The sequence below is a fragment of the Chryseobacterium urinae genome (assembly GCF_030518295.1).
GTDB classification, from domain to species: domain Bacteria; phylum Bacteroidota; class Bacteroidia; order Flavobacteriales; family Weeksellaceae; genus Chryseobacterium; species Chryseobacterium mucoviscidosis.
On the sequence record NZ_JAULSJ010000072.1, the window covers coordinates 1 to 2884 of the forward strand.

Annotated in this window: 5 protein-coding genes; 1 reads left to right on the forward strand and 4 read right to left on the reverse strand. The window is 30.7% G+C overall.

Annotated elements, in window-relative coordinates; translation table 11 throughout:
• Positions 1-10: 10 nt before the first annotated feature.
• The 4 genes from QWT87_RS21325 to QWT87_RS20930 form a co-directional block, all read right to left on the reverse strand.
• Positions 11-139: a winged helix-turn-helix transcriptional regulator gene (locus tag QWT87_RS21325; RefSeq protein WP_407933602.1), complete on the reverse strand. Its 129-nt coding sequence runs from the start codon at positions 137-139 to the stop codon at positions 11-13.
• Positions 112-642 (reverse strand): hypothetical protein, encoded by a 531-nt coding sequence (locus QWT87_RS20920; RefSeq protein ID WP_116097033.1) that lies wholly within the window; start codon positions 640-642, stop codon positions 112-114. Before QWT87_RS20920 ends, QWT87_RS21325 begins: the two co-directional genes overlap by 28 nt.
• Before the next feature lie 199 nt (positions 643-841).
• Positions 842-1900 (reverse strand): hypothetical protein, encoded by a 1059-nt coding sequence (locus QWT87_RS20925; protein WP_116097035.1) that lies wholly within the window; start codon positions 1898-1900, stop codon positions 842-844.
• 360 nt (positions 1901-2260) lie between these two features.
• Complete coding sequence (locus tag QWT87_RS20930; RefSeq protein WP_228423018.1) at positions 2261-2437, reverse strand: SymE family type I addiction module toxin; 177 nt, start codon at positions 2435-2437, stop codon at positions 2261-2263.
• A 96-nt stretch (positions 2438-2533) separates the two neighbouring features.
• On the opposite strand from QWT87_RS20930, the gene QWT87_RS20935 reads away from it, so the two are divergent.
• Positions 2534-2752: a helix-turn-helix domain-containing protein gene (locus tag QWT87_RS20935; RefSeq protein ID WP_087707323.1), complete on the forward strand. Its 219-nt coding sequence runs from the start codon at positions 2534-2536 to the stop codon at positions 2750-2752.
• Positions 2753-2884: the final 132 nt, after the last annotated feature.

Below are 2884 nucleotides of genomic sequence, written 5' to 3' on the forward strand. Positions count from 1 at the left end.
GTAGGTAGTTTTATTTTTCATCGCAATATCCTTTGTTGTCTGTTTTCATATGATGTCGTCCCCATTGATACATACTGTCAATAATAGGCAACAAGGTTTTTCCATAGTCAGTTATATTATATTCAACTCTTGGTGGGATTTCAGGTAAGGTTTGTCGTCAGTTATAAAACTATCCACGTAATCCAAATAAGGAATCAAATTAATATTGTATTTGCTCACGATGTATTTTATTGTTTTCTCTGTCCAAAAATGAGTTTGGTTATATGCGGGGCATATGGTCTTGTAAGCACAAAAATGAATGGAAAATATGTCATCATCGATATAATGATCACAATAGCCACTATAATAGAAAATTATATTTTTACTTTTTAAATTTTTAAACCCTATATCTTTAATGATTTTCTTATTGAGTTTTGAATAGTCTAAATTTTTAAAATTTGTAATTAACTCATTACTCAATTTCATTTTATTATCATATACAGCTGTTGCTAAAGAATCTCTAATTTTAACTCTATTAATGTCTTGACATTTAAAATTAGATAAAAAAAGCAATAAAAATATTAAATATATTTTTTTCATTCTTTCATTTAAAATATTTTCTCCCAATGTCGAGGATTTGTAATATTTGACTTTAATTTCCATATTGTAAAATCAGGGATTGCAAATCCGTGCTATCGGATTAAACTTTCTAGGGACATAATTTTATATTATTACAGCTAACGGTTTGGGTATTGCCAAAGGCGGGGATTTTTAGCACCAAGGTTCAATAGAATAACGAAAGTTGAAACTTTCACAAATGCCCAATCAAAGCCACTCAGCCTAATACTTTTTAATGACAGTTTTATTCCATTCCTAAATACTCTAATTCTTTATCAATTAATAATTCTATATTGAAATAATATTCTTCATTTATTTGCTTTGAAACTGCTATTTGAAGCTCATATTCATTAGAATTATTCAATTCTAGATAAATTCTATTGTCTAAATAATTAGGCTCGCTATTTTTCCAGTCAAAATTATCTAAAGAAATATGTCCTCCGTTAATTGATGTTAATTCTAAATAATCAGCTGTAAAATTTAAATTCCTGTTTAAATCAATATAGGCATAAATATTAAAATCTAAAAAATCCATCTTACTCAAAATGTTATACATTTCCGTATCATATACAAAGCTGACGCTTCCCTTTATTTTATATTTACTTTTATCAAAAACATTATTTAGTCCCTCATAAAGTTGCTTTGAAGCATTAGCAACACCTCCATTTAATCTTATATAATCTTCATCAAATTTTAAATTAATTCCAGAAGGTCTTATTTGGTTACTACCTTTAGGAACAAAATCAGCACTTGCTGAAAATGTTACTCCATTACTTTTATATGAAAATGTTGCGTTTGGAATAAGGTTCGTATCTATTAAATTATCTACAAGAGTTACCAACTCGTCATTTCTCAGATTAATTAGTCGTTGTGTTTTGATCGTTTCAAAAATCTCAATTAGTTCTTTCTTCATTTGCAAGAAGTCCTCCGTTATTGAAGGTACAACTGTCGCACTTAGTTTGGACTGTTCTATTTTTAGCGAGTAGTACAAATAATTTACTCTTTCACTCTTCTCTAATTTATTTGAAAATGAAAACCTTTGTGCACTTGGAGCTATCTCAAACAAATTTAGTAACTTATCATAGTCCGAAAGATAAAAAGTTGAATTGAAGTGGTGAAAGTTAATTTCGAACATTGAATTAAGTTTATCTATAAGCTCAGGCGTTTTCAAAATAAATCTGTAATAAAAAGACTTCTTATCACCCATACATAAAGAATCATTGATTAATTTAATATCTTTAAATAATTGAGAAAGAGGAATGTTTTTTTCTTTGAGTCCATATACCCTGTGTGTAGTTCCCATTTTTTTCTAATTACTGCTAACGTTCCGGTGCTTGCCAAAGTTACTGGCTTCGGAAACGATTATTTTCTGTTAAAGATAAAGTTTCTTGTGTAATGTATACGAGATTTACTACAAAATTCGCAATCTTTCCAAAAGCCTGTTTATATATTACCGAAGGCGGAGATTTTTAGGACAAAAGTCCAATCGAAGTCGTTCGTTCACCCAATGTCTCGGATTTGTAATTTCCATATTATAAAATCACGGTTACAAATCCGCGCTATCGTCATCTCAGTTAGTTATAAACAGGGTTGTTTTACATTCCCTGCAAACGCAGGAAGTCTCGTGCAGTCTGCGGGAAACGAAATGCATTTTCAGATTATACTAGTTCGCAACAGTAATGGTGAGCTTCTTTTTCTTTTGCTGGATGTGTACAGTTTTTCCTTTTCCGAAACCCAGTTCATCAAGCCATTTTCCTCTGAGCCTTATTTCCGGAACGATGATGAGTTGATTGCTGCTTTTCTGAAATCTTGAATGGATTTTTAGTTTTCTTGAATTCATTATTGTCGTATTTTTATATGACAAATGTATAAAAAAAATCAATTTGTCAACTTTTTGTATGACAAATTTGTAAGCGAATTAGCTGACATTTGAATTATGACGAGAGAACAGCTAAAGACGGAATTGGGTAAAAGAATTATTATGCTTCGAGAACAGAAAGGGTGGAGCCAGTCGGATTTTGCCCGTGCCTGTAATAAAGACCGACAGGCAATTGAAAAATTGGAAAACGGAAAAGTAAATCCTACACTTTATACTTTACTGGAATTGGCTGCTGCTTTGGAAGTTTCTTTGTCAGAACTGGTGGATTTAAAATGATGTATTATTTCACACGAATTGTGAAGTGTGACATTAGGATCTAAACGTGATGTCGCGGATTTGTAATCCGTGATTTTAATTTTTATATTCTGAAAGTATAGATTGCAAATTTTTTGCGAAAGATGTTCTTGG

What these genes read in the sequence shown, in the direction of transcription:
- QWT87_RS20935 (WP_087707323.1), top strand. Translation starts at nt 2,534, where the DNA reads ATGACGAGAGAACAGCTAAAGACGGAATTGGGTAAAAGAATTATTATG.
- QWT87_RS20925 (WP_116097035.1), bottom strand. Translation starts at nt 1,900, where the DNA reads ATGGGAACTACACACAGGGTATATGGACTCAAAGAAAAAAACATTCCT.
- QWT87_RS20930 (WP_228423018.1), bottom strand. Translation starts at nt 2,437, where the DNA reads ATGAATTCAAGAAAACTAAAAATCCATTCAAGATTTCAGAAAAGCAGC.
- QWT87_RS20920 (WP_116097033.1), bottom strand. Translation starts at nt 642, where the DNA reads ATGGAAATTAAAGTCAAATATTACAAATCCTCGACATTGGGAGAAAAT.